The 26569-nt window shown below is 69.2% G+C and carries 22 protein-coding genes; 10 read left to right on the top strand and 12 right to left on the bottom strand.

Annotated features, from left to right (window positions below):
- Positions 1–7: 7 nt before the first annotated feature.
- Together AOM45_RS16820 and AOM45_RS16815 are read left to right on the top strand one after the other, a co-directional pair.
- Complete coding sequence (locus AOM45_RS16820; RefSeq protein ID WP_030468354.1) at positions 8–712, top strand: class I SAM-dependent methyltransferase; 705 nt, start codon at positions 8–10, stop codon at positions 710–712.
- A 137-nt stretch (positions 713–849) separates the two neighbouring features.
- Positions 850–1659, top strand: a complete 810-nt coding sequence (locus AOM45_RS16815) for a sensor histidine kinase (RefSeq protein WP_059362547.1) — start codon at positions 850–852, stop codon at positions 1657–1659.
- Here AOM45_RS16815 and AOM45_RS16810 read toward each other — a convergent pair whose 3' ends face one another.
- The 12 genes from AOM45_RS16810 to AOM45_RS16755 form a co-directional block, all read right to left on the bottom strand.
- Complete coding sequence (locus AOM45_RS16810) at positions 1660–3195, bottom strand: helix-turn-helix domain-containing protein (RefSeq protein WP_051783611.1); 1536 nt, start codon at positions 3193–3195, stop codon at positions 1660–1662.
- Positions 3192–4253, bottom strand: a complete 1062-nt coding sequence (locus AOM45_RS16805; RefSeq protein WP_030468357.1) for an S-methyl thiohydantoin desulfurase family protein — start codon at positions 4251–4253, stop codon at positions 3192–3194. The genes AOM45_RS16810 and AOM45_RS16805 overlap by 4 nt, the downstream gene beginning before the upstream one ends.
- A gap of 38 nt (positions 4254–4291) precedes the next feature.
- Positions 4292–5833, bottom strand: coding sequence for a hydantoinase/oxoprolinase N-terminal domain-containing protein (locus AOM45_RS16800; RefSeq protein WP_030468358.1), 1542 nt, complete (start codon positions 5831–5833; stop codon positions 4292–4294).
- A gap of 15 nt (positions 5834–5848) precedes the next feature.
- The gene (locus tag AOM45_RS16795) at positions 5849–7168 is read right to left on the bottom strand and encodes a purine-cytosine permease family protein (RefSeq protein ID WP_030468359.1); all 1320 of its coding nucleotides are present in this window, start codon (positions 7166–7168) and stop codon (positions 5849–5851) included.
- A gap of 115 nt (positions 7169–7283) precedes the next feature.
- Positions 7284–7895 carry a hypothetical protein gene (locus AOM45_RS16790; RefSeq protein WP_051783613.1) on the bottom strand — a complete coding sequence of 204 codons (612 nt, stop codon included), beginning with the start codon at positions 7893–7895 and terminating at the stop codon, positions 7284–7286.
- A gap of 97 nt (positions 7896–7992) precedes the next feature.
- On the bottom strand, positions 7993–9681 hold the full coding sequence (locus AOM45_RS16785; protein WP_030468361.1) for an NAD(P)/FAD-dependent oxidoreductase: 1689 nt from the start codon (positions 9679–9681) through the stop codon (positions 7993–7995).
- 123 nt (positions 9682–9804) lie between these two features.
- Entirely contained in the window at positions 9805–11136 is a 1332-nt protein-coding gene (locus AOM45_RS52900) for a DUF2786 domain-containing protein (protein ID WP_030468362.1), read from the bottom strand.
- Positions 11137–11185: 49 nt separating this feature from the next.
- Positions 11186–12589 carry a plasmid pRiA4b ORF-3 family protein gene (locus tag AOM45_RS16775; RefSeq protein ID WP_051783615.1) on the bottom strand — a complete coding sequence of 468 codons (1404 nt, stop codon included), beginning with the start codon at positions 12587–12589 and terminating at the stop codon, positions 11186–11188.
- Positions 12590–12687: 98 nt separating this feature from the next.
- Entirely contained in the window at positions 12688–13242 is a 555-nt protein-coding gene (locus AOM45_RS16770) for a hypothetical protein (protein ID WP_156093880.1), read from the bottom strand.
- 8 nt (positions 13243–13250) lie between these two features.
- Positions 13251–13973 carry a hypothetical protein gene (locus tag AOM45_RS16765; RefSeq protein ID WP_156093881.1) on the bottom strand — a complete coding sequence of 241 codons (723 nt, stop codon included), beginning with the start codon at positions 13971–13973 and terminating at the stop codon, positions 13251–13253.
- Positions 13973–14731 carry a hypothetical protein gene (locus AOM45_RS16760; protein ID WP_059362541.1) on the bottom strand — a complete coding sequence of 253 codons (759 nt, stop codon included), beginning with the start codon at positions 14729–14731 and terminating at the stop codon, positions 13973–13975. The genes AOM45_RS16765 and AOM45_RS16760 overlap by 1 nt, the downstream gene beginning before the upstream one ends.
- A gap of 17 nt (positions 14732–14748) precedes the next feature.
- The gene (locus AOM45_RS16755; RefSeq protein WP_156093882.1) at positions 14749–15096 is read right to left on the bottom strand and encodes a hypothetical protein; all 348 of its coding nucleotides are present in this window, start codon (positions 15094–15096) and stop codon (positions 14749–14751) included.
- A 326-nt stretch (positions 15097–15422) separates the two neighbouring features.
- On the opposite strand from AOM45_RS16755, the gene AOM45_RS16750 reads away from it, so the two are divergent.
- The 8 genes from AOM45_RS16750 (at position 15423) to AOM45_RS16715 (ending at position 26553) form a co-directional block, all read left to right on the top strand.
- Positions 15423–15794, top strand: coding sequence for a PE domain-containing protein (locus AOM45_RS16750; protein WP_156093883.1), 372 nt, complete (start codon positions 15423–15425; stop codon positions 15792–15794).
- Positions 15795–15799: 5 nt separating this feature from the next.
- Positions 15800–16375: a DUF3558 domain-containing protein gene (locus AOM45_RS16745; RefSeq protein WP_081902199.1), complete on the top strand. Its 576-nt coding sequence runs from the start codon at positions 15800–15802 to the stop codon at positions 16373–16375.
- A gap of 17 nt (positions 16376–16392) precedes the next feature.
- Entirely contained in the window at positions 16393–17619 is a 1227-nt protein-coding gene (locus AOM45_RS16740) for a PPE domain-containing protein (RefSeq protein WP_030468370.1), read from the top strand.
- Entirely contained in the window at positions 17616–18398 is a 783-nt protein-coding gene (locus tag AOM45_RS16735) for an ESX secretion-associated protein EspG (RefSeq protein ID WP_030468371.1), read from the top strand. Before AOM45_RS16740 ends, AOM45_RS16735 begins: the two co-directional genes overlap by 4 nt.
- A 373-nt stretch (positions 18399–18771) precedes the next feature.
- Positions 18772–20286 (top strand): TIGR02677 family protein, encoded by a 1515-nt coding sequence (locus tag AOM45_RS16730; protein ID WP_030468372.1) that lies wholly within the window; start codon positions 18772–18774, stop codon positions 20284–20286.
- On the top strand, positions 20283–21446 hold the full coding sequence (locus AOM45_RS16725) for a TIGR02678 family protein (protein ID WP_030468373.1): 1164 nt from the start codon (positions 20283–20285) through the stop codon (positions 21444–21446). Before AOM45_RS16730 ends, AOM45_RS16725 begins: the two co-directional genes overlap by 4 nt.
- 5 nt (positions 21447–21451) lie before the next feature.
- Entirely contained in the window at positions 21452–25390 is a 3939-nt protein-coding gene (locus AOM45_RS16720) for a TIGR02680 family protein (protein WP_236703716.1), read from the top strand.
- Complete coding sequence (locus tag AOM45_RS16715; RefSeq protein ID WP_051783619.1) at positions 25387–26553, top strand: TIGR02679 family protein; 1167 nt, start codon at positions 25387–25389, stop codon at positions 26551–26553. The genes AOM45_RS16720 and AOM45_RS16715 overlap by 4 nt, the downstream gene beginning before the upstream one ends.
- Positions 26554–26569 lie beyond the last annotated feature (16 nt).

The raw sequence follows: 26569 nt of genomic DNA, 5'->3' as shown, positions 1-26569 counted from the left end.
GTTTCCGGTGCATCGGCACATCCGTTCGGTCGACGACGTCCTCACTCTGCTCGACGGTCTCTTCGACCCCGGCGCCGACCGCTGGACCGAGCGGGCGGGTGACTGGTGGGACCGCTTCTACGCCGACCGGGAGCGCGAGGTCCCGTTCTTCGTGGCCAAGCCGGACGAGAGCCTGGTGAGCTACCTGGAACGGGGCCTGATCGCGCCCGGCCGGGCCCTCGACGTGGGGTGTGGGCCCGGCCGCAACGCGATCCACCTGGCGCGCAACGGGTTCCAGGTCGACGCGGTGGACGTCTCGGCGACCGCCATCGCGTGGGCGTCGGAACGCGGCGAGGGCCTGGACGTGCGGTTCCGTCACGGCGACGCGTTCGCCACGACCGGCACGTACGACCTGATCTACGACTCGGGTTGCTTCCACCACCTGCCGCCGCACCGCCGGGTCAGCTACCTCGCGTTGCTCGACCGCGCCCTCGCACCCGGTGGCCACTTCGCGCTCACCTGCTTCACCGCCGAGGAGGGCACCTCCACCCCGGACGCCGAGCTGTACCGGCAGGGCGGGCTGGCGGGTGGAGTCGGCTACGAGCCGGATGAGCTGCGCTGGATCTTCCAGGACCTCACCGAGGTCGAGCTGCGCCGGATGACGGACCAGGGGCCGGACTCCCCGGCGTTCGGGAAGTCCTTCCTGTGGACGGCGCTGTTCCGCAGGGGCTGACGCTCTACACAGGACCGGCGGCCGGACGCCTGCGTCCGGCTGGCGGAAAAACGCTTGTCCGCCACCTGCGAAAGTAGGGTCAACCCCCTGCTCCAGTAGGTGATCCGAGGCACACACCCGGCAGTATCGTCACCCGCGTGCGACGGGCAGGTGACCTGGTGCCGGTGCTGCCCGAGGCGGCACCGGGAGCTTGGCACGAGTCCGCCCTGGTAATCGCTTTCCCGTGGTCGATCGGTTTCGGCGTGATCGTCGTCGTGGGACTGGCCGGCCTCTACTTCAACGCCCGCCGCAAGCTCGTGCGGGCGCTGACCGAACGAGCCGAACGCGAGCTGCTCGCCGAACGGGCCCGTGCCGACGAACGCACGCGGCTCGCGGCCGAAATGCACGACGTCGTCACGCACCGGCTGAACCTGATGGTCCTGCACGCCGGAGCGTTGCGGATCGCGGCGAAGGACGAGGGCGTGCGCGAGGCGGCGGAGGAGCTGCGCACCGCGGGCTGCCAGGCGTTGGCGGAACTGCGCGACCTCGTCGGCGTGCTGCGCTCCGGCCGCCCCCGCCTCCCGGACGTGCTGCCCGACCGGCTCTCCAGCCTCGTGGCCGACTCCGGGCTGCAGATCACCCTGATCGAGCACGGCGACGCGGACGTCATCTCCCCCGCTGTGCGCCGCACGATGTACCGCGTGGTCCAGGAGTCGCTGACGAACGTGCACAAGCACGCGCCCGGCGCGCACACCGCCATCACGGTCCACTGTGGACCGAGCAGCGTCCGTGCCGTCGTGCGCAACACGGCACCGTCGTCCACACCGGATCCGGTGCCCCGCAACGGCACCGGGTTGCTCGGCCTGCGCGGTCGCGTCGAGATGGTCGGCGGCACCCTCACCGCGGGACCCACGGACGACGGCGGGTTCGAGGTCGACGCGGTGCTGCCCGCGTTCGTGCCCACCTGATCACTCGTCGGAGGCCCGCACCGCCCGGCACGCGAGGTGGACGGCCAGCCGTTCGTCCGGGTTCAGCAGGCTGACCCCGAGCAGCTGCTCGGCCCGGTTGATCCGTTGCGCCACCGTGTTCCGGTGCACCTTCAGCCTCGCGGCCGCCGACGACGTCACCGACTCCTCGTCGAGGTAGATCGCCAGCGTGCGCAGCAGCTGCCCGTCCTCGACGCCCGTCAGCGGTTCGAGCAGCCGGGCCGCCTGCTCGACCAGCGCGGGCGTCTCGGCCGCCATCGACAGCAGCCGCCGCACGCCCAGTTCGTCGACGTGCACGACCTTCGCCGACCCGGTCATCGCGGCGGCCTCGCGGGCCTCCGCCAGCGTGCGCCCGACCCCGGCGGCACCGGGATGCGGGCGCCCGATGCCCGCGACGAGCGCGCAGGAACCCAGCACCCTGGCGATCTTCGCGGTCAGCTCGCGGTGCTGGGACTGCGGCGGTTCGGCGTCGTTGGTGATCCAGAACGACCAGCCCTCCGCGCCCTCTACCAGCTGGCCGTGCAGGCCGCGGCGGGACAGCTCGACGCGCAGCCGTTCGGTGCTGGCGGTGTCGAACAGGTCGGGGGTCGGCGCGTTCGGCATCGCGTAGACGCCCGTGTGCCAGCCGTCGAGCCGCCACCCGGCGAGCACGGCCTGCTGCACCAGCTGCGGCGGCACGTCGTCACCCGACGCGAGCAGCTCGGACAGCAGCGAGCCGCGGGAACGGGCGCGGCGCTCGGTTTCGAGGCGTTCGGCGGCGACCCAGTTGCCGAGCGCCCACGACGCGACCTGGCTGATCTGCAGCACGGTCTCGGCCCACCGCTTGTTGCGGCCGCGGGCGTGGGAGACGAGCCACAGGTGGACGTGCCCGGTCCGGTCGGTCTCGACGGGGACCGCCACCGCGAAGCCCCCGGTCATCTCGACCGTGACGGCGACCGAGCCGGTCAGCAGGTCCGGTGGCAGGCCGGGCGGGGACACGCCCTCGATGGCGGTGCCGTCCGCGCTGATCACCGCGCACGTCACGTGCAGCTCGCCGGACAGGATCGTGATCACCGACCGCGGATCCGGCTTGCTGCGCCCGAGCCGCGCGGTGACGGCGTTCAGCAACCGGGCGGCGGTGACTTCGGGCCGTCGCACGGCCGTGCGCAACGAGTCGGCGACCAGCAGCGGGTCGTCGGCCGTGGTCTGCAGCAGCGGCACGCCGAGCCGGTTCGCGAACGAGACCGTCGCGGCGGACGGAGGCTGGTACGCACCGGTCGGCGGGCGCACCAGCACGACCGCCCGGACGTCCGCGCTGTAGGCCCGGCGCAGCGCGAGTTCGACGAGGTAGGGCTGGTGCCCGGTGAGGATCACGAGGTCACCGGCGGAGCACGCCTCGACGGCCGTCATGTCCGCCGCCAGCCGCACGTCCGCGACCTCGGTGCCGACGCCGCGTTCGCCCGCCAGCAGACACGCGTCGCCGAGCACGCCCATCTCCAGCAGGTCGCGCACCGTCAGCGAGTCTGCGTCGTCGATCACGGAGCGTCCCGGAACGGCACGTAGCCGAGGTCGTAGCCGAAGGCCCGCGGATCGACGCGGCCGAGCATCTCCGGCTTCGTCCACTGCGGCGGGGCTGGGAGCGCGACCACGTCCACGACCGCGCCGAACGCGAGCCGTTCGGTCGAGAGCGGGAGGCCGGAGTCGGCGTCCAGGCAGCACAGCAGGTCGGGCGTCGTGACGAGCGGCTCGCCGTCCTCGAGAGCCACGAGGTACTCGCCCTGCATCTCCAGGCGCACGTACGCGTCGTCGGTGTCGAGCCGGCGCAGCGCCACCGTTCCACGAGGGAAGTCGCCGGCGGACTCCCGCCACACCTCGACGACCTTTCCCCGTGCGACGAGGAAACCGCCGGAGGCCTTCGCCCGTTGCTCCACCGGAACCGTGCGCTGCGACCAGATCTCGCCGAGCTCCAGCGCGCGGGCCAGCGACCCCGTGACGCCTGCCGCGACGGCGTCCGCGAGCTTCAGCGGCTTGGCCACCATCATCGCCCAGCCGCCGAAGTCGACCATGACCGTGCGGGCGAGCTTCTCGATGCCGGTCGAGTCGAGCACCGCCCGGTTCCCGCCGGGTTCGGTGATGGCCAGCGGGGTCGTGGGCAACCCCGCCGCGTCGTAGGTCGTCTGGTCGATGCGCGGGAACGCTCTCCCCATCCCGTCCACGTCGACGTACGGAAGCCCCAGCCGTGCCGCGAGGAGCAGCGGCAACAGCCCGTTGCACCCGCCGACCTCCCACCCGATCACGGCGGTCGCGGGCGTGGAGTCGTGCCCCTGCAACGCTTTCAGGGCCTCTTCCGCCTCCCGCCCTGACGGGAGCTTCTCGATCATCACGGTCGGCGCGCCGATCAGCCCGACCCGTGCGGCGTACCCGTCCGGATCGGCCTCTTCCGGCGAAAGCACCGTGACAGGACCGCTTTGTCGCATTTCGTGCCGGAGCATCGCCGCGAAGGCGTGGGTCTCGGGCTCGCCACCCCCACCGCCGCTGCCGAGCACGACCACGCCCAGCGCGAGCCGGTCCACCTCGTCGGGCTGGAGCAGGTGCATGCGCGAGACAGTAGTGCCGCCGGTGCTGGTGCGAAAAGTTAGTCGAACACCAGGTCGCCGACGGCCCTCGCGCGCACGCGGCTCGCGTTGCCGGGCAGGTAGGCCAGCGGGATCTCCTCGACGTCGACGATCCGCACGGTGTCGGCCTTCGCGCCCGCGGCCACCGCTTTGTCCACAGCCTCCTGCCGTGCCGCGTCGAGCACCTCGTCGCGGCGGGCCGGTTCCATCGCGAACACGCGGTCGACCTCGCCGCCGACCTGCGCGATCGCGGCGCCGATGGCGTTGGCGAACGCGTGGTGCGCGGGCCTGATCAGCTCGCTCACGCCCTCGATCTCGTCCGGCACGAGCACGCTGCCGCCGCCGACCAGGACGACGGGCAACGGCGCGGGGCAAGCGCGCATGCGGTCGACGTGGCTGGAGATCTCGTCGCGGACGTGGCCGAGCACGGAGCCGACCAACGCGCGGTCGAGGTGGCGGACGCGGTCCGGGTCGCCGATGTCGGCGAGGCCCGCCGCGACCGCGACGTCCGTGACGGTGAGCGTGTCGCCGCCGAACACCAAAGCCTGCTGGGACAACCGGAATCCGACGCTGTCCGGGCCCACGCCGATCCCGTCCGGCGTCTGGTTCACAACGCTGCCGCCACCGAGGCCGAGGGACAGCACGTCGGGCATCCGGAAGTTCGTGCGCACGCCGCTGATCGTCACCTCGGACGACGCTTCGCGCGGGAAACCGTTGTGCAGCATGCCGATGTCGGTCGTCGTGCCGCCGACGTCGATCACCGCGCACTCGTGGAGTCCGGACAGGAACGCGCCGCCGCGCATGGAGTTCGTCAGTCCGGAGGAGAACGTGGCGACCGGGTAGCAGCGCGCGTACTCCAGCTCCATCAGCGTGCCGTCGTTCTGGCTGAGGAAGAGCGGCGCGTGGATGCCTTGTGCCGTCAGCGATGCGACGAGCCCGTCGGCGATCTGGCCGGCGAGCTCGCGCAGTGCGGCGTTGATGATCGTCGCGTTCTCCCGCTCCAGCAGGCCGAGGCGCCCGATCTCGTGCGAGAAGCTGATGACGAGGTCCGGCACCTCGGCGGTGAGGATCTCCGCCGCCTGACGCTCCAGGTCACCGTTGACCAGCGAGAACACCGACGAGAGGGCCACCGACCGCACGCCCTTCGCGGCGATGTCCGCGGCCACCCGGCGCAGCTCGTCCTCGTCGAGCGGCGAGATGACGCGTCCGTCGTACTCGTGCCCGCCGTGGCAGAGGTAGCCGTGCCCGCCGATGACCTGCCGCAACCGCCGCGGCCAGTCGACGAACGGCGGAAGCGCTGTGGTGGCGGGAAGTCCGAGCCGCACGGCCGCGGTCCGGGTGAGCCCTCTGCCCTCGACGACGGCGTTGACGAAGTGCGTCGTGCCGATCATGACGGCCTTGATCGCCGCCGGGTCGAACGCCTGCCGCAGCCCGCCGACCGCCTCGACGATCCCGGTCGTCACGTCCGCGGTCGTCGTCCGCTTGCACTCGGCGAGCACGCTGCGGCCTTCGAGGAGAACGGCATCGGTGTTCGTGCCGCCGACGTCGATGCCGATGTGCATGTGCGGAACCAACTCTCAGGCGGCCGACGCTTCCCCGACCACCTTACGGTTGGTCGCCCGGCGCGTCCGCATGCGCAGCAGGTCCAGTCGTCCGGCCGCGACGTAGAGGGTGAACGCGAGCACGAGGGCGTTCACACTGGACTGTCCGAACGGCAGCAGCTCGCCGGCGACGGCGGCGACCGGCCAGATGACCACCGTGGCGGGCACCCACGAAGGCGCCGACCGGGGCACGCGCGGCCGCGTGGAGATGATCTCGTTGCGCCAGCGCCGCACGACGTAGTACTCGGCGATCATGATCCCGGCGACGGGCGGGAACACCACGCCCAGCACCGCCAGGAAGCCGCTGAACTGGTGCACGATCCCGGCCGCGGCGAGGAAACTGCCCGCGCAGCCGACCACGACGGTCACCTGCGCCCGGCTGATCCGCACGTCGAAGACGGCGTCGAAGAAGTTCACGAGCCCGAGCGAGGCGGAGTAGAGGTTCCAGTCGTTGATCTTCAGCACCGCCGTGACGACGACGAGCGCCCCGATCCACCCGCTGGAGCGCCCGATGACGCCCATGACGTCGGTGGTGCCCAGCCCGTGCGCGATGACCACCCCGGCCAGGCTGATGATCCACTCGCCGGCCGTGATGCCCAGAATCGTCTGCTTGACGACGTCGGACTCGGAGCGGTTGAAGCGCGTCATGTCCGGAGCGACAGCCGCACCGACGATGAAACTGCCCGTGACCAGCGTGATCGCCGTCAGCATGCCGATCGGCGGCCCCGGCGCGGGACTCGCGAGGGTCGAGGCCACGTCACCGACGCTGGTCAGCACGAGCCAGACGAGCAACAGCAGAAACGCGGGCACCGCCACGTGAGCGGCCCACGCCATCCAGCGCACACCGCAGGCGGCGATGACCGTGACCGCGAGCCCGAAGATCAGCGACCACACCGGCGCGGGCAACACCCCTGCGACACCGGCGAGCACCCCGCCCGCGAGCCCGGTCTGCACCCCGAACCACCCCGTGCAGGACAGGGCGATGATCAGTCCGAGCATCGCCGACCCGGCGTGCCCGAACCCGGTCCACCGCGAGAGGAGCGCCGTGGACAGCCCTTCCCGCTGCCCGATGACACCGATGGTCACCGCCAGAGCGTTGAGCAGCACCGCCCCGATCGTGATGGCGACGAACGCGCCCCAGAACGTCATGCCGAAGCCGAGCGTCGCGCCCAGCAGCAACTGACTCAGCGCGGTCGTCTGCCCGAAGCGCTGGGTCGCGACCGACCACCACGAGTGCCGGGCCTGGTCGGGAACACGGCTGAGGGCTTGATCATCACGCCCGAGAAGAGTGGCCACTTCTCGTCCCTCCGCCCGTGATCGACATCCCGGACAGTAATGGCCACCACACCATCGAGCTACAGACAATGTGCACAGTCGGATGAATCATCACGTTGCGATTCGCACAGCCCACTCAATTCATCGCGAGCCTGATCCGCCTCCGCGCCACCAGCCGAGTCTGGTGCACGTCCAGGCTGGCCCCGAGCCCAGGCCGCCGCTCGAACCGGTCGTAACTGCGGCTGAGCAGCCAATGAGCAGCCTCGGAGGTGATCAACTCCAACCGCACCTGCTGCTTGAGCCGCCCGAGCGCCTCCTCGACGTGCCGCGTGAGAAACGCGTGCCGCGTCAGCCCGCCACTGATTTCATCGATCATGAACACCATGGCGTGCGGCGCGTCGTTGTACGCATAACTGCACAGCAGTGCCAGATATCCGGCGTCGATCGACCGGTCCCCGATCCAGCACTCCCCGAACGTCAGCCCTCCGAGATCCCACCGAGGCCGGTCCTGCTGCCGCGCCGCCTCTTCCGCCCACTGCCCGGGCCGGCCGGGCAACAGGTGCCCGAGCGCCGTCAGCAGTGCCGCACTGCGCCGGCTAGGCACCTCCCGCAGGTGCCCGACGACGGCCTCCCACAACTCCTCGTTGTCGGCAAAGGGCCCGACGAACGCACTGACCTGGAGCTCGACCTCGAGAGGGTCGGTGAGCTGCGGCAACGGGCGCCCGGCATCCACCACCGCCTGCTGCATGGGGGTCAGCCTCGTCCGCACGGGCGGGAGGTTAGCCCGAACGGCGCAACGTGAAGCCTTTCTTGATCGACGCCGCCGCGCGGATCACCCCATCGAGTCAGCGCAGCGCCCTGCCCAACCCCGGAACCCGCGCCAGCACCTGCTTGACCTCCTCGGCAACGCTGAACTCCTCCGGGTGCAACCGAATCGCGGCGAACAACTTGATCGCCTGCGTGAGATTGCGCCCGATCTCCTCAGGCGCTTCCCTGGCAGCCCACCGCAACACCCCGGGAATCCGCCTGGGCGTGGCCGTGAAGAACCGGTTGGCAGGATCGACGATGCCGAACTCAGGCGGCGAGAAGTTCGACTCCGCCATACCGGTGAGCAGTTCGGCGGCCACCTCCCTTGCCGGCCTGACACCGTCACCGACCGCCCCGGCCTGCGCGTAGGCCCACGCGAAGAACCGCCGCACCTCGGGAATGTCCGGCAACGACCCGTGCGGCGCCACGTCCTCCAACCGCTTGAGGACCGCCGGATCCCTCGTAGCGCGAAACAGGGCGTAGCTGCGATTGCACTCGAACAACGCGAGCTGCTCCCCCAACGCCCAGATGCGCACCCACGCGTCCCACAACTCGAACGACCCGAAGGACGTGAACGCGTTGGCGACCAGCCCGTCGTTGTAGTCGAGCAGCTCGCGGGTGAGCCTCTCAACCGGCTCGAAACGCTCAACCGAGAAGTCGTCCTCTTTGAGCGCGTCCAACAGCCGCCAGGCAAAGGCGTTGATCCAGTCCATCGTGAACGACAACCCGCGGGAGAACAGCGGGTCGAGAAACCCGGCGGCGTGCATCGCAAGTGCCCACCGATGCCCGGTCGTGCGCGACGACGAGTACTGCAGCCGATCAGTGGCAACCCAGTCCCGAACCGGCCGCGCTGTGGAGAACTGATCCCGGATGTCCGGGTATTGCTCGATGAACTCGGCGAACTCCAGCCCGGCCGGCACATCACGACGGGGATGCTTCCGCGGATCCACGGTCATGCCAACGCTGACCAGTTTGCTGCCCGCCCGCGGGTGGTTGTTGAAAGGGATCACCCAGATCCAGCCACCGTCGAAGATGTGGTGCAGCGTCGACTGACTCCCCCGCACCGGCCCGGGATTGCTTGCCGCGACCCGTTCCCACGGCACCACACCTTCCATGTGCGTGAACATGGACCGCGAATGGTGCCGAAACCGGCAAGGCTTGTCCCTAAGGTCCAATGTGGACGCCAACACGGACCGGAACCCACTGGCGTCGACGATGAACCGGGCACGCGTGACACCCGTTTCGGTTGTGACCGTGACACCCGACTCGCCAAGGTCCACACCGGTCACGCGAACCCCTTGCCGGACAACGGCACCGTACTTCTCCGCCACCCGCATCACCCAGTGGTCGAGATCCGCCCGCAGGAAGTGCGTCTCGGTGTGCATGATGCTCGGAATGGGCAACTGGTGCGCCAGCTCGGGATCCTGCCGCTTCCCCGGCTCGTGCCAGTGGAAGTTGAACCCGCGCTTGATCCCGTGGTTGGCCGAAACGTTGGCCCGAGCACCGTGGAACGTGGCCAGATACTTGATCTCCGGCACGTCGTACCGCTCGGCGATGAGCCGGAACAGCGTCGAGGTGTGCGGAATGGTGGACTCGCCGATGGCGAACCGAGGATGTCGCCCGGCATCGAGCACCTCGACCTTCACCCCGCCCCGCGCCAGCACGGCGGCCAGAATCGTGCCGGCGATGCCAGCGCCCAGAATGACGACGTCGGTGTCCTCGCGCACGGCACCCCCCGATTACATCGGCCACCGAAATGCTCTCAGCGCTCAGACGTGGGGGTATATAGGCCGGACGAGGGTTGCCTGCTCACGGACCGTGCAGCCCTCTGTTCACCAGATCCGTGACGATCAGACGTCGACGGCCTTGCGTTCGATGCTGATGTCCGCGCGGTCGGCGGCCGCCCGGCCCGCCTCCCAGCCGGCACCGTTGGTGACGGCCGTCGACCTCTGGACGAGGTCGCTGAACATCGTCTCGAACGTCTCCTCGACCACCCGCGACCGCTCGGCCAGCACCGGCAGCAGCCGCTCGTCCTCGACCGGATCGTGCGCCCGAGCACCGGCCTCCTCGAGCCGTTCCCCGATCCGCGTGGCGTACGAGACCAGGAAGGACTGCCGGAACGACCGGGTGCGAGACGTTCCGGTCCTGGTGACCTGACTGCCTTCCGCGACCACCGCACGGGTCGCCTGAACGAGCAGCGAGGTGACGAGCAGCTCGGTGATCTCCAGATCCATCGCCTCACCGACCAGCGCGACGAACCCGAACCGGGGGTAGAACACCGACCGGCACCTGTTCGCTCGGGCAATCGCGGCGACCAGATGCGACTTGGCGTCGACATATGGAGCGTCGAGCCACAACCGGCTGGAGATCGCCGTCTGCTCGCGGTGTTCATCAGCGTCGAGCACCGCACGTTCGAAGGCGTGCCGGTTCATCAGCTCCTGCGCCTTGGCCGAAAGAGCCTCGGCCTCCTCGGGGAACTGCGTGGACTCCGCCTTGGCCAACAGGCCCCGCACCCGCGCCAGCACCTTCTGGTCCACCCCACCCACCGACGCGGACGACCGCGCGGCCGCCGACCCCGGCACCGGAATGACGCACGGCAGCTCGGGCAACCTCATCAACTCGTCGACCAACACGATCGTGGTCCGCAACGCGAACTCGAGATCGACCCCGCGGCGATCCGCCCACTGCAACAGTTGTGGCACACCAGGCTCCCACCAGACCTCGGCGCCGATACCGCGCAGTTGCCCAGCCCACCGTTCATCCACAGTGGACGGAGAATGCCCAGCCATGCCCTCGGCGATCACGTCGATCAGCAGGCTGCCAGCCGCCGCGTCGGCGATCCGGAGGACGTGCTCGCGAAGGTCGACGGGCGTCCAGCCCTTCTTCCACACCAGGTCGACCACCGCGCCCAGCACGATCTTGGCACCGATGGCCACCGTCCGAGGATTGGCAACAGGCCTGCGACCTGCGAGATCCGCCATGCACCTGTCCACGTGGTCCATGTCGAACGCGCGAGCGAAAGCCGCCTCCTTCAACGCTTCGGCCACCATCTCCGCGGACACGGCCGGAGGCGGCGCCCACATCTCCTCGTGCCCGTCAACGCCGTGCCGCGGTGGAGTCGGGCTGCGATTCGCCCTGGTCTTCTTCTTCGCGGCTCGCTTTTCACGGTTGCGCTTGCCCACGTCGCCATCCTGCCGTAGTCGTCAGTTCGACCTGCTCGGGACCAGGTCCTCAGTTCGGGTAGGTCCAGTCCGGCCGCGGCGTGGCCGGAAACGGCTCGAGCCCGAGAAAGTCCCGGTAGGCGGCGTGAATCCAGGCCGCCACGGTGTCCGGTGGGAAGCAGACGTCGACGAGTGAGACCTCACCCTCGCGACACTTCGCAAACACACCTCGCAGCGGCTCGTTGTAGTCGAACTCCAGCACCTCGATCTGGTGACCGAGCACAGTGGCCTTGATCGGGATCTCGACCGCGTCCTCGAACACCGTCCGGAACGAGCCCAGTTGCTCGTCCTCGCCGTACGCGTCGACGACGATCATCTCGATGACCTTCTCGAGCATCGGTTCTCCTTCCTCCGCCGGCAGCCCGGCAAGCCGCCGGTTGATGTCCTCCTGATCGAACTTGATCGTCCGGTGTCTGCTGTCCTCGACCGGCACGGCTCCGGCACCGGCGACGCAGACCGGGTAGGTCACGCCGGGTTCGGCGTCGAGCACCCGTTCGAGCTTGATCTCGTGCCGCCAGTCGTCCCCGAAGTCGTAGACGTACCGGACGGTCTTCCGCGACCTGGTGAACACCTCACCCACCGCGACCTCGTACTCGTCCTCCATGTCGAAGCCGGGGTCGCCGTACCGGTGCGACCCGACGTAGAAGGCGTGCAGGTGGTCGTCGTCCCACCGCATCGCGGCCTGAATCACGCGGTCCAACTCGCCCAGATGGTCACCCGACCGCACCAGCACCCGGCGCCAACACGGCCACGACATGCGTTCCAACGAGATCTTGAGCTGACAGATCCGTTCGGCGGAGATGACCTCCCTGCGCACGACGTCGTCGCCACGCTTGCCCATCTCGGCCAACACCCATTCACCCAGCTTCGTGAGCTCGGCAGGCCCGCGCACGGCCCCAAAGCCCCGGAACAGGTCGAGCAGGGCATCACCCGACTTCTCGTAGCCCGCCGCGTCCAGCAGCTGCCAGTGACCGCTGCCGATATCCCGACGGTGGAGAAGGTGTTGGTACAGCTCATAACCAGTGCACGGCCCATGCGCCGAGAGAAACGCCAGCGCCCGTTCCCCGATCCGTGCGGCTCCAACGAGTTCCTCGTCCCGGCACAACGCCGCCAGCGCCGCCACGAACCCGGCCAGCCACACCTCCTGGGTGACCTCGACCGACCGTGCGACCACCCGGCCTCGCTCGATCACCAGCATCCCGGCACCGAGCGCCGCCGACCACGGCACGTGCCAGCCCGGCACGTCGGCCCCTGACCGGAACCTCTCCGGCAACGTCACCCCGAGCGCCGAGGCCGCCTCGCGCAGATCTCCGGGCCTGAGCACACCTTTCGACGTAACCGCCTTGCCGTCACCGACCCACTCGGAGATCTTTCGCGCGAGGTCCACCATCACGGCGTCGGTGTGTTCGGTCATGCCGCACATCCAAGCGGACACCCAAGAAGCAGGACGCCGGGTGTCCCTGCGACCAGCCGGGTGCAAACCGAAGAGATCGCCCGTGCACTGGAGATCCGTCAGCTCGGCTGAACCACGGCGTAAAACGTCCCAGCGAGCTCCTTCAGCCTGCCCCGGCACTCCTCCGATCTCGGATTCGTCTTTTCGGACGGCTTGTTGTTGAGCAACAGCACGGCGTTGGCGTCAAGGATGATCAGGTAACAGCTGTCGTTGTCCTTGGCGTTCTGCCATTTTGCCTGTTCACCAACGCCCACGTCGGCAGGCCCGTCGTCAACCGGATCCGTGAAGTCGTCGAACCGCTCGCGCGCCTTCGCCTTGCCCGGCTCATCGCGCCACACCGAGATGTCCAGCCCGATGCGCGGGAAGTCGGGAATGTTCTGGAACTCGCACCCGGTGAACATGTCGACGAACGGCGACGGATTCTCGTTGCCCGACCGGAACTTCGGCAACCCCTGCACCTTCTGTTCGATCTGCTTGCAGGTCGGCACCGCCTTGTACTTGGCGGCCGCGGGGATGGTCGGTGTGGTGAACGTCGGCTGCTCGATCGGCCGCACGTTCGTGCCTCCGCACGCGCCGGCACTCAGCGCGAGCAGCAGCACGCCCGCTATCTTCACCGACCGATTCACTTGCGTCCCAACCCTTTCCACAGGTCCTCTTCCGGGTCTTCCTCGACCTGCGGCCGCCTGCGCGACGGCTTGCTCACCGGCGCCGAGGCACGGTTCGATCTGAGGCCCGCGTCGCCGAACACCTCCCACAGGTCCTGCTGCACCTGACCGGGATTCGCTCGGGAAATAGTGTCGGTGTTCGCCGTCAGACCGACAAGCGCGCCGGTGCGCACCTGGAGCGTCACGAACCCGTACGGACTGCGCAGCTCAGTCACGTCGTACGACACCCTCGCCGCGTTCTCCCTGGCGTCACTCAACCTCTGGCCGATCGCGGCCTGCTCGGCCTTGGTCTTCGCCAGGAACGTCTCCAGGTCCTCAGCACCGGACCAGTTCTCGAAGCTGACCGGCGCTTCCTGCTCCGGCCGGTTTCGGCGCGCCTCACGTCCGACCGCGGCAGCGATCCACAACGCGTCCTGATAGGCCGCCATCAGCGCCGACCCGAACTCTGCGGCCGGAAGCCTGGAGAGCCAGGAACCGGCAACTTCGAAGCGCAGCACCATGCCCTCTGGATCAACGGTCACCCGCAACGACCTCGAGGCATCTGCCGCCGTGTACTCGTCGGAGGGCCCTGCGGGTAGCTCCGGCGACGGTCGCTGCGGACCGATGGGAATCTCCGGCAGGCGTACCTCGGCCAGCTTCATGTTGCGCAGGTCGGCGGCCAGTGCGCTCAGGTCGGTCATCAGCTCACCGCCTGCGGCCATGCGTCCCTGGGAAACGCACCGGTGCTGGTGCGCGTGCTCACCGCATCGCGCATGAAGCTCATCGCCTGGCTGTAGTACTCCACGCTGTCGCCGAAGACGGTGACAGCGCTGTCGACCAGCTTCCCGCACACCTCCGCAGCGTCGCCGATCGCCTCCAGCGCACCGATGATCGTGCCGGCGGAGATGAGAGCGGCGACCGCGCTGGAGGCGATGTCACCGATCCGGGCGGCATACGTGTTCAGGAACTTGATGTTCGCTTGTGCCACCTGGGTGAGCCACTTGCTGATCGCTTCCGCTTTCGGACTCAGCGCGTCAAGCGCCTTCTGCTGCCGCGCGACCACCTGCACGCTGTAGTAGGTGGCAGCCTGGCCGGTCCACTCGCCGTAGTTCTTGTTCTGCTCGAAGTCGCCAACTCGCGAGGCGATGTCCGATACAGGCTTCTGCATCTGGGTGAGCCAGTCGAAGCTTGCTTTGATCAGTGCGATGACGGGAACCTGATGCTTGAAGAACTGCTCTGTCGCCTTCGCGAACTTGTCCACCCAGTCCCGCAGCGTGTTCAGGCCCTGGTCCAGTTTTCCGAAGATGTCCGGCGCCAGGTAGATGAGCGGGTTGGTGTTGACGTTGTGAATGCCCTTGTTGAAGTTGTCGATGAGCAGTTTCACCGCTTCATAAACCAGTTTGAACGCTTCCTCGAGTGCCTGGATCAACGCCGGGTACTGCGAGTCCGCACTGGTCATGGCCACTCCCGCTGCCCTCAGTAGACCTGGTCGAGTTCGAGCTCGACGACGGCCTCGGCCTGCTCGTACGTGTCGGCGATCTTGACGAGCGCCCCGGCGATCTCGGCGAACTCGGTTTGTGCCTCGCCGAGTAGTTTCTCGACGAACGAGCGCATGTCCTCGTACGAGCGCGCGAGCTCCTCCGGAGGTGCCGGCAGCCTCAGCGGAATCGTGGCGAATGTGATCGCGTCCAGCACGAAGAAGGCCAGCGGATCCAACGTCATCGAGGCGATCGCATCGCGCACAGGGCCTATTTCGTCGGCGAACTCGTCCCACTTGGCAGCTTCCTTGCGAACTGCTGCGGTAACCACCTGATAGCCAGCCACGAGCCCCTCCCGACCTCACTGGCATTGCAATCCGCACTCGCACGATTGCGCGCAGTCACGGTAGCACGGAGTGGTGAGCGGTACGGGCACGAAAGCCGAGAAGCCGCGACACGCACCCATTAGAAGTAACCAGAGAGATCGAGACCAACTGACATGGCATGAAATCCGGCCACCGCGGCGGTACGCCTCTTGGAGGATCTCCATGAATAACCACTTAGTGTGTTTTTATTCCACGTTGGTGGTCGATGGGTTGACTACCCCGCGTGGCGGTCGTTAGATGCCAAAGAGAGCTGAGCACGTGCATCCAGGTTCAGGGGAGGAACTCGATGCCGTTCTACGCAGCCAAGCCCGACGGGGGAAGCTCCGGGCCGTCCACCGGCGGTCCGGTGACCATGCGTGTCGAACCCGGCAAGGTGCTCAGCCTCAAGGCTCGCCTTGAGGCCGTGCGCAACAGTGTTCGGGACTTCCTGAAGCTTGAGGGTGACAGTCTCCGTGCAAGGCCGCTGGCTCAAGACGAGGTATCTGTCGACGCTGCCAGGATCTTCGCGGAGAACGCCGACATGGCTCTTGACGTGACCAAGCAGTTCGTGGACCAACTCGATCTCACCATCGACCAACTGAGCAAGATAGCCAGGACCTACAACCTGGCCGAGGATGTCAACACCACCGCGATGCAACAGCAGAACAGGGGTGTCTGAGCCCCATGCGACGATCTGCACCCGCCCTGCTGGCCAGCGTCACCGTGCTCACGTTCATCACGGCTTGCAGCGACTCCAGGAGCGGGACTCCCACCCCCGTAACCGCGACCTCGACCACGGAGTCGACCTCCACCAAGCCGCCATCGGCTCGCCCTCGGGAGATCAAGCTCGATGGCAAGGACCCCTGTCAGCTGCTGACGGCAGAGCAGCTGCCACCGCTCAAGATCGACGAGGCTGGGCGGCCGGGAAACGCTCCAGCTTTCAAGGCCAAGGACTGCTCGTGGACCGTCACGGGTGCCGATAGCCGACTTGCCCCAGTGACCAGCGAGGGGATCGAGGTGTGGACCAGCGGCAAGCGCACCGGGCAAGCAGAGGAAACCGCACCGATCGCCACATTCCCAGCGATCTCCGTCACCGCCCCGTCCGACCAAGATCGTTGTGACGTGATGGTCGATGTGGCTGACGGTCAGTACCTGCTGGCGACTTTCTCGGTCAGCCCGAGTTTCAGGGACCGGTTTCCGAAGCCGTGCGACGGGGCGCGGCAGCTGGCTGAAGCCGCCATGCAGAACCTGGCGAAGTAGGGCTGGGAGGGGTCGCGGTGATCGGCGACTACAACTTCGATGCGAAGTCGCACCAGGAGCTGTACGACAAGATTCACACCAACGACGGCGCGTCCTTCGCTCAGGCCGTGGACGACGCGTGGAACGGCTTTCGTGCGGTGATGGGGAACGCGAAGGCCGAGATCGAGGCGGCCTACCGGGACGCGGGCGTGGACTGGGTGGGCGCCGCCGGGGAGGCGTTCTCCGGTGCGATGGCTCCGCTGGCCCAGTTCGCCGAAGACGCTCGCGCGGCGGGGGCCGAGACCCACCACTCAGTCCAGGCCCAGCAGTCCTTCTACCACGGCGCGAAGAACGGGATGCCGCCGCCAGTGCAGGTGTCCTCGACCGCGAACGACGACTACTTCGGCATTCCGGCAGGGATGACGCATCTGGTCGGCGGGCAGACCGACCAGGACATCGAAGAGCAGAAGGCCAACGAGGCCAAGCGCGAGGCCGTGCGGGTGATGAAGACCTACCGCGACGGCGCCTCGTCCTCGGTGACGAGCATCGGCATGTTCGTGCCACCGCCGCAGGTGACCGCTCAGGTTGCGGAGACCCCGATCCAGCAGCCGTCGAACTCGCAGACTCAACACTCCCAGCAGTGGAGCTCGCAGCAACACTCCACGTCGACCGGCGAGCAGTTCACGCCGCCCCAGCAACAGCAGCAACAACAGCAGACCGTCACGCCGCCGCCGGTGTTGCAAGGCAACAACAACGACACGACGGGCTCCTCGAACTATCAGCCGCCCGCCGACACGCTGCCGCGCCCGACGCCACAACCGGTGCCACCACCCGGCTTGCAGCCAACACCGAACCCGCAACCGCCGACCGGCGGCCCTCTTCCGCCGACGATGCGACCGCCGCAGGGTTCGGTTCCGGTCGGGGGCACCAGCTCGCGCGGCAGCAGCTCCGGCGTGGGCACCCCACGGCCCGGCAGCGGAGTGACCAGTCAGCAACCCGGACAGCTGGGCCGCGGCCTCGCGGCCGGGGTCGGTGCGTTCGGCGAGGCGGCGCAGACCGGCCGCAGCGGGCAGGGTGCGGCGGCGGGTTCGCGGGGTGCGGCCGGAACGCCAGGTATGGGCATGGCGGGTGCGCCACAGCGTGGCCAGGACGAGGAGGACAAGGAGCACAAGTCCGCGCCGTACCTGGAAGAACTCGACGACGTGTGGGGCGAGGGCACCTTCCCGACGGTGGCACCGCCGGTGATCGGAGACGACCAGCAGTGAGATACCGGTTGTCCCGGCTGGAGTTCGACCTGTGCTGGGAGCGCCTCGAGCTCGGCGAGTTCCCCACCATCCTGGCCATCAACAGCCACGGCGACTCGCTCGACGAACGCAGGTCGCTGCACCGCGTGGCGTGGGAGTCGTTGGAGGACAGGGGCTACACCGACCGCGGCGAACTGGACGGCGCGCTGGCCGGCTGGCTGCGCATGCTGGCCCGGCCCGAACGGGAGGTCGACGCCCGGCTACGGCTTGATCCCAACGGGCCACGGGTACGCGCGCTCGCCGCCGGAGCCGGCCGGTACGCGGTGCTCGCGGTGCTCACCGCCGACGAGTTCACTCTGCAGCAGATCGACGAGAGCGCGCTGCCCCGGTCTGTCGTGACACTGTTGCCGGAGCACGCGACGCCGCGAGCCCGGTCCGTCAGCTTCCCGGCCGAAGTGCTCGACCAAGCCGCCGCACGGGCGGGCGAGTCCTCCAGCCGCTTGGAAAGCTTGCTCGTCGACGCCCGGATTCCGCGACCCGACGCCCGTCTGGTCGCCTCGGTGCTGGGTAACGTGGTGCGCATGGGCCAGTTCGGCGCAGCCTGCCGCGAGCGCCAGCACAGCGGACTCGGCCCTCGTCGCCGTGGGTCGTATGCCGTGTCGTTCTACGACACCCCGGACGGCCGCTGGCAGTTCACCCGCCGCGCCTCGGGCGACGGACGCCAGTGGTCCACGCTGGCCCCGGCCGACCACGGACGGCTCACGCACGCCGTCACCGAACTGCTCAGCCGCACCAGCTGATCAGTCCTCTTCGGCGCGTTGTGCCTGCTCGACCGGTTCCAGGTCGACCTGGTTGGCCAGGAGTTCGGCCATGGTCATGTCCTTGATCGGTTTGTCTTCGGGCACAGGCTTCGCCTTCCAGGCATCCCGGGCGCGGCCGCAGTCGGAACCTACCTCCTGTACCGCAACCGCCGGTCAGCCACCGCCACCCAGCCGAGAGACAAGCTCGCTCCCGAGTTCCAGCGATGACCGGAGCAGGTCGTCACGTCGACCTGCTCAGCCGAACATCGACATCCGAGCATCACGCCGGCGAGCGAGCGGGTCACGACGTATCTGCGCGGCTGACCGCCGTTCGGTTCCGAAACTGTCAGACCCTCCTGGCAGACTGACCCGCATGCCGGACTATCAGCCGTTCGCGCACCTGACTGCACCGAACGTCGACCTCTATCGCGCCGTGATGGGGGAGTTCGTGCGTGCCAAGCGGCGGTTCGTCGTGCACCTTCGGCCCGAGGACCTGGAGCTGGACGCGGACCTCGCGGCGTTAACGGACGCGCTCGGCAGGCTGAAGGACTGGGGCAACCTGCGCGCCGACCCGGACACCAGCCGCGTCACGTCGGTGGAGGACTTCCACCGGGCTCGCTTCCTCTACCAGCTGACGGCGGCGGGTGAGGCGGCTGAGCAGGCGCTGCAGACGTACGACGAGGCGCTCGGTCGGCGGGGTGCGCTGCAGGCCGTCGCGCTCACGGACATCGTCACGCAGCTGCGGGCTCTGCTGGAGCTGGCCAGGCAGGAGGAGCCCGATCCGGCCAAGGTGCACCTGCTGTTGCGGGGGCTGGTGGGCCGGTTCACGGATCTCGCGGACAACGCGCAGGCGTTCATGGGGTCGTTGCAGCGGTCGATCGACCTGCACGACGTGGACGTCGACGCGTTCCGGGCCTACAAGGACCAGCTGATCGACTACCTCGAACGGTTCATCAAGGACCTGGTGACCACGGGGGCGGAGATCGCCGGTCTCGTCACGGAGATCGACGACGCCGAGCCACTGCTGGTGATGGCCGCGGCGCGGGAGGCCGAGGACGCGGCGCCAGGCGAGGAGCAGGGGCGCGAAGAAGAGTTCGAACGAGGGCTGGCGTTGTGGCGGGAACGCTGGCTCGGGTTGCGGCAGTGGTTCGTCAGCGAGCCGCAGCATCCCAGTCAGGCGAAGCTGCTCCGGGCTCGGGCGCGGGCGGCGATTCCGGCGCTGTTGCAGGTGGTGTCGGCGCTCAACGAACGGCGCGCGGGGCGGTCGGACCGGTCGGCGGACTTCCGCACGCTGGCGCGGTGGTTCGCGCAGGCGCCGGACGAGGCCACGATGCATCGGTTGTGGCGGACGGCTTTCGGGTTGTCGTCGGCGCGTCATCTCACGGTCGACGCCGACACGCTGGCCGAACGGGAGGAGCAGCCCGTCGCGCCGAGTACGCCCTGGTACGACGCGCCGCCGTTGCTGATCAGCCCGCAACTGCGCAAGACGGGCAGCTACGAGCGGCGCGGCAAGCCCAACCGGATCGTCGACCGGTCCGACCAGCGCAGGATCCTGGCGGAACGGGCGGCGCGGCAGGCTGAGGAGACCGAGCTGGCGCGCAAGCGGCTGGTGACGCACCGGCCGACGAGGCTCAGCGAGGTCGGGACGCTCGAGCCGGCCGAGTTCTCCTTGTTCCTGGGCTTGCTCGGGGACGCCTTGGCCGCTCGCGGACCGCGTCAAAGACACGTTTCCACGGCCACGTCCGACGGCACGCTGGAGATCAGGTTGACCGCACTCGACGAAGGCTTCGCGGAGATCCACACGCCGGCCGGAACGTTCCGCGGGCCCGACCACGTCATCGAGATCGTCGACCTGACCGCGGCCGAACCCGAGGAGTGGTCGGCGTGAGCCGGTTGTCGGACACCCTCACCGCGTCACAGGCCGACGACCGGCGAAGAGCGGCGCGGGCGTTGCTGCGGCGGCCGTTGCTGCGGGCGAGCGCGCAGGCGGAGGAGTATCGACTGGTCCGCAAGCACGAGACGGAACTGCGCGCGTGGTTCGACCTCAACACCGGCTGGCGGCTGGTCGTCGACAGCGAGGTGGCGCGGCTGGTGAAGATCGCCGCGACCACGGACGACCCCAGCCATCCCGCGCGGGACACGCGGTCGAAACTGCCGTTCACCCGCCGGCGGTACGTGTTGACCTGTCTGGCGTTGGCGTCGCTCGAACGGGCGGACGCGCAGATCACGCTGGGCCGGCTCGCAGGGCAGGTGGTCATGGGGGCTGCCGATCCGGAGCTGGGGATCGACTTCACGCTCACCGGCCGGGAGGAACGCTCGGACCTGGTGGCCGTGGTCCGGCTGCTGCTCGACCTCGGTGTGCTGAGCAAGGTCGCGGGTGAGGAAGACGCGTTCGTGCGGGACACCGGTGACGTGCTGTACGACGTGGAACGGCGGGTGCTGGCCACGATGCTGGCGACCCGGCGCGGACCGTCCACAATGGACGAACTCGATTTCACCGAGCTGTCCGCGGACGTCGTGCCGGACAGCGACGAGCTGCGCAACCGCGCGATCCGTCACCGGCTGACCCGGCAGCTGCTGGACGAGCCGGTGCTCTACTACGACGAATTGAGCGAAGACGAGCTGGCCTACCTGACACGTCAGCGTGCCGCGCTCACCAGGCAGGTCAGCGAACTCACCGGCCTGGTCGCCGAGGTCCGCGCCGAGGGCATCGCGATGATCGACCCCGCGGACGATCTCACCGACGTGCGCATGCCCGAGAGCGGGACGGAGGGACACGTCACGCTGCTCGTCGCCGAACACCTTGCCGCACAAGTGGAAGTGCGCATCGAAGACCTCCACGAACGGGTGCGTGTGCTGGCACGGGAACACAAGTCGTACTGGCGCCGCAACGCCACCGAACCAGGTTCCGAGGACGAGTTGGTCGAGCAGGCTCTCACCCGCCTCGTGGCGCTGCACCTGGTGACCCGGGACCACGACCGGGTTCGTGCCCGACCGGCGCTCGCCCGCTACGCCCTCGCCGAACCGACCATCACCACCACGAGGTGACCGACGTGCTGCCCCTTCCCTCGCGCGAACGCTGGCAACCACTGCGGGCCGGGCTGGTCGACCTCTTCTACTACGACCAGGAAGAGTTCCGGTTCCGCGACGGACGCTTGTTGCTGCGCGGCAACAACGGCACCGGCAAGTCCAAGGTGCTCGCGCTCATGCTGCCGTTCCTGCTGGACGGCGAACTGTCACCCCATCGCGTGGAACCGGACGCCGACCCGAAGAAGCGGATGGAGTGGAACCTCCTGCTCGGCGGCGCGCACCCGCACCCGGAGCGGCTCGGCTACACCTGGCTGGAGTTCGGCCGGCTCGACGACGACGGCACGGCGGAGTACCGCACGATCGGGTGCGGGCTGAAGGCGGTGTCCGGCCGCGGCATCGCGAGGCACTGGTTCTTCGTCACCCACCAACGGATCGGGCAGGATCTCTCGTTGGTCGACGCCACGACCACCGCGCTCGCACGGGATCGGCTCGCCGACGCGCTCGGTGAGCACGGCACGGTCTACGACAAGGCCCGTGACTACCGGCGTGCGGTGGACGAGGCACTGTTCGGACTCGGTGAGCAGCGTTACGCCGCTCTCGTCGACCTGCTGATCAACCTGCGCGCACCGCAGTTGTCCAAGCGCCCCAACGAGAAGGCGCTGTCCAACGCGCTGACTGAGGCCCTTCCGCCCCTGGACCAGGCCGTCATCGCCGACGTCGCGGAGGCCTTCCGCAGCCTGGAGGAGGACCGCGACGCCCTCGCCGCCATGACCGAGGCACGTGACGCGGCGGAGTCCTTTCTCGGCCACTACCAGTGCTATGCACGGGTGGCGTCACGCAGGCGCGCGGGGCAGCCACGCAACGCGCAGTCCAACTACGAACGCGTCAACCGCGAGCTCACGGCGGCGCAAGAAGCACACGCGCAGGCACAGCGAGCACTCGACGCGGCCGAAGCGCAGCTCAACCAGCTCGAACAGCACGCGGCGCGTCTGCGGGCCCGAGACGAAGCGCTGCGGGCCAGCCCCGAGATGCGCAGCGCGCGAGAGCTGGAACGGGTTGCCCTGGAAGCGCAACGGCTCCGGCGTGAGGCCGGTCGGCTGGCGGGCGAAGCCACCAAGGCCGCCGAAACCGTCGGCTATCGCACCAGACTCGCGAGTGACGCGGCCGCGAGCCTCCAGGAAGCAGCGGAAGCGCTGGAAGGCTGTCGTGCGGCGGCGACCGAGGCCGCTCAGGCGGCACTGCTGGACGAAGCGGTGCTGACCGACCGCACCGAAGCGGATCGCGCGGCCGAGCGCCAGCACCGGGCGGTCCGGCACGTCGGCGGGCTCATCACGTCCGTGGAGCAGGCGAAGGCGAAGCTCGAACAGGCGAGACAGCGGGTGGACGAGCTCGCGGCGGAAGCCGATGCCGTGGCCCAGCGCCGCGCCGAGGCTGCCGAGGCCGTCGAGGAACAGGGCCGGGCGCTGGTCGCCGCAGCTCACCGGCATCTGGCGAGCACGGTCGAGCTGCGTGCCGAAGTGCCCGCCGAACTGGAGCTGTGGGTCGAGACGCTCGACGGACCGAACCCCGTGAAGACACCCGTGGACGCCGCCGGGCACGCCGCGAGCGCGGCACTGGCGGACGCCGAAGCCGGCACGAGGACGCGTGAGGCCGCGGCACGGCTTCGCGGGACCGGTCTGAGCGAGGAGATCACCAAGCTGGAGGCGGGAGAGGACAGCCTGCCACCCGTCCCCCACACGCGCCGCGCACGCCGTGACGGCAGGCCAGGCGCTCCGCTGTGGCAGCTGATCGACTTCAGCGACGAGCTCTCCGCCGACGAGCGAGCGGGACTCGAAGCCGCGTTGGAGGGCGCGGGGCTGCTCGACGCCTGGGTGACCCCGGACGGTGAACTGATCTCGCCTGACACCGAGGACGTCTTCCTGCGCGCCGCCGAGGCCGAACCGGCGAACCTGACGTCGGTGCTGCGAGCGGACGACCAGGTGTCCGCCATCCTCGCCACCATCGGTGTCGGCGGCGGGAGGAACTGGGTCGATCTCACCGGCCGGTTCCGCATCGGAGTGCTCGAGGGCGCGTGGCGCAAGCCCGCGGCGGAGTTCATCGGCCGCAGTGCCCGCGAGGCCGCCCGGCTGGCCCGGCTTGCCGAGTTGCGTGCAGAACTCCTTGCCGTGCAGGAGGAACTGGCCACGATCGCGGCCGAGCAACGCACGGTGCGCGAACGGCGGGCGATCCTCGCCGCCGAGATCGCGGCCTGCCCGGACGACACCGCGTTGCGCAAGGCCCACGCGGCGGTGCACGCGATCGACGGCGAACAACACCGCCTCGCCGAACGCTGGCGCGTCGCGGAAGAGAAGCGAGCCGAAACCCACACCGCTTTCGGTGCGACGGAACGCCGTCTGGCGGAGGAAGCCGCCGAGGTGGGCTTGCCCGCCACTCGCGGTGAGCTGGAAGCGGTGTCGGAGGCCCTGGCCCGGTACCGCGTCGCCGTCGCCGCTCTCTGGCCGGCCCGGCGCCGCCACAGCGACGCGATCCGTGACGACGAGCGCGCTCGCGGCGAACTCGTCTCCGCGACCGAGGACCACATCTCACGGCAGGAGCAGTCCGCGGAAGCGGCAGTGGCGAGTGAAGCCGCCGCCGAGCACCACGAGACACTGGCCGCCACCGTCGGTTCCGCGGTGGCAGAGCTGCAACGTCAGCTCGCCGAGGTGGCGGAGGCGATGCGGCAGTGCGGCGACGACCGCAAAGCCGCGGACGGCCGTCGTACCGAGGCACTCACGAGCCGGGGCAAGGCGGAGGGACAGCTCGACACTCTCGGCGCGCAGTTGGACGAGGCGACGGCGAACCGTGCCGAGGCGGCGGAGGCACTGCGACGGTTCGCCACGACCGGGCTGCTCGCGGTGGCACTGCCCGGGCTGACGACTCCCGATCCCGCAACGTCGTGGGCGCCGGACCCGACCGTGCGGCTGGCCAGGACGATCGACCGTGAGCTCGCCGAGCAGGCCGACGACGACCAGACGTGGGAACGCGTCCAGCGCAAGGTCAACGACGAGCTGAAGACGTTGATGGACACGTTGTCGCGGCACGGGAACTCGGCGACAGCGAGGTTGCTCGACGACGGCATCGTCGTCGACGTCCTGTTCCAGGGCCGCGCCACGAGCACACCGGAGCTCACCGACGCGTTGCGGGTCGAGGTGGCCGACCGCAGCCGGATCCTCGACGAACGCGAGCGCGAGATCCTGGAGAACCACCTCGTCAACGAGGTCGCCAGCACCCTCCAGGAACTGATCTCCGCCGCCGACGAACAGGTGGCGCGGATGAACGCCGAACTGGACGGCCGCCCGACCAGCACCGGCATGCGCCTGCGGCTGAGGTGGTTGCCGGTCGAGGACGGCCCGGCCGGACTGGCCACGGCCCGCGAACGCCTGCTGCGCCAGACCTCCGACGCCTGGTCGGACGAGGACCGGTCGGCTGTCGGCGAGTTCCTGCAGGCCGAGATCGCGAACGTGCGGGCCCGCAACGCGGCGGGCACGTGGCTGGAGCACCTGACGGAGGCGCTGGACTACCGCAAGTGGCACCGGTTCGTCATCCAGCGCCACCAGAACGGCCAGTGGCGGACCGCGATCGGCCCGGCTTCCGGTGGTGAACGCGTGCTGACGGCGAGCGTCCCGCTGTTCGCCGCGGCGTCCTCGCACTACGCCTCCGCGGGCAATCCGCACGCGCCGCGGCTGGTGACGCTGGACGAGGCGTTCGCGGGTGTCGACGACGACTCACGAGCGAAGTGCATGGGTCTGCTCGCGGCGTTCGACCTGGACGTCGTGATGACGAGCGAACGGGAGTGGGGCTGCTACCCCGAGGTGCCGGGGCTCGCGATCGCCCAGCTGTCCCGCACGGACGACATCCCGGCCGTGCTGGTGACCCCGTGGGAGTGGACCGGCCACCGCCGCATCAGAGTGGCCGCCGGATGACGCGACTGCACCGCCTGCTCGGTGGCGAGGACCTGGCCTGGCTCGTCGCTCGGGTGCGCAAACGCCTCGAACGGGACGAGCCGCTCGACATCAGCGTGACGCTGCCGAACGCGACGGAGGCTCAACGCCAGGCCGTGCACCGCCTGCTCGGTCGTGCCCCACGCCCAGGCCGGGCGTTGAGCGTGTCGTTGCCGGCGGTCGACGACCTGCTGCGCCGATCCGGTGCGCACCCGGACGGTCTGGCGTCGGCGGTGCTCGAACTGACCGGCCCGCTTCCGGACGCCGTCGACCTGGAGGCGATGTGGGACAAGGCGTTCGCACAACTGACAGATCCGCGCCTCACCGAGTGGGCGCTGTCGTTGCGAGCCGGCGGCCTCGTCAAACGCCTCGCACCGGCCCCACAGCTCGCCGCGGAGCTGCTGACCACGCTGCACGTCGTGTTGCGGCACCTGCCGTCGCAGGGCGAGCCCATCGGCAGGTTCGCGGCACGCACGACAGGTGACGCCCACGCCCTGGACGATGACCGGCCATTGGCGACACTGGCGCTGCGTGCTGCCCGTGTCCTCTCCGGCCTGCCGGACGGCAGCGGCGCGGAATGGCGGCGCGAGGTGTGGGCATCGGTCGGCCTGATGCGGGACGAACTGTCCACCACGGTCCTCACCCTGGGCCTCACCGGGCACCGAGGTCTGGAGGCGTGGATCGGCCAACCAGTGCATCTCACGCTGCGCCAGCTCGTCCGTGATCCCCCGCGTCTGGCTCCGCTGGACGTGTTCGTCTGCGAGAACCCCGTCGTCGTGGCGGCGGCAGCGGACCACCTGGGGCCCTCCTGCCCGCCGTTGGTCTGCACGAGCGGCCAGCCCGGCGCCGCCGTGATGCATCTGCTCCGTCTGATCGTCTCCGCGCACGGCACGTTGCACTACCACGGCGACTTCGACTGGGGCGGCCTTCGCATCGCGAACGTGCTGCACGGCCGTGTGCCCTTCACCGCGTGGCGCTTCGACACCGCGTCCTACCTCGCCGCGGGTGACGTCGGGCGCCCGCTCACCGGGACGCCGGTCGAAGCCCTCTGGGATCCGGCGCTGGCACCGGCCATGAGCCAGGCAGGACGTCGCGTCGAGGAGGAACTGGTGCTGGACGATCTTCTGGACGACCTGTCGCCCTGACGGCCGTGTCACCCGA

Origin of the sequence: Lentzea aerocolonigenes, from assembly GCF_000974445.1 — a bacterium.
GTDB lineage: Bacteria > Actinomycetota > Actinomycetes > Mycobacteriales > Pseudonocardiaceae > Lentzea > Lentzea aerocolonigenes.
The sequence above is the reverse complement of the archived record's forward strand: the minus strand, read 5'-3'. Positions and strand labels throughout refer to the sequence as shown.